This window comes from Mesorhizobium sp. M1D.F.Ca.ET.231.01.1.1 (assembly GCF_003999155.2).
Taxonomy (GTDB): Bacteria; Pseudomonadota; Alphaproteobacteria; order Rhizobiales; family Rhizobiaceae; genus Mesorhizobium.
Map to the genome: position 1 here is coordinate 1 of NZ_RZOZ02000099.1, position 358 is coordinate 358.

Annotated in this window: 1 pseudogene; it reads left to right on the top strand. The window is 63.7% G+C overall.

Annotated elements, in window-relative coordinates:
• A pseudogene (locus EN874_RS32465) lies at positions 1-358 on the top strand (hypothetical protein); the annotation flags it as partial.

The window sequence follows — 358 nt, forward strand, 5'->3', positions numbered from 1 at the left end:
TTGGAACCGCCGCCGATGCGCTGACAGCCCTCAACGAGGATCTGGTCGCCAATTGGGATCGTTCCGGCATGGCCGCTCCCGTCTTCATCGATGATCGGCTCGCCGCTTCTGCCATGGCTCGGCATCTGGAAAATGACGGCAGCCTTCTTTCCAGGCTGCTCACCCAGCCCGCAAGACGCCAGCGTCACGACCGTGCCTTGCAAGAGGCCATGTCGAGCCCGTTTGGCAGATTCCTGCCCAATGCCACGGACTATTTCTGGGGCATCCGCGAGGAGCGCGTGCGCAGGCTCGTCCTCGACAACGGGCACCTGATCGAGCCTGACAGGCCGCATGGTCTTTCCGTCCCGTTCGAGCGGCC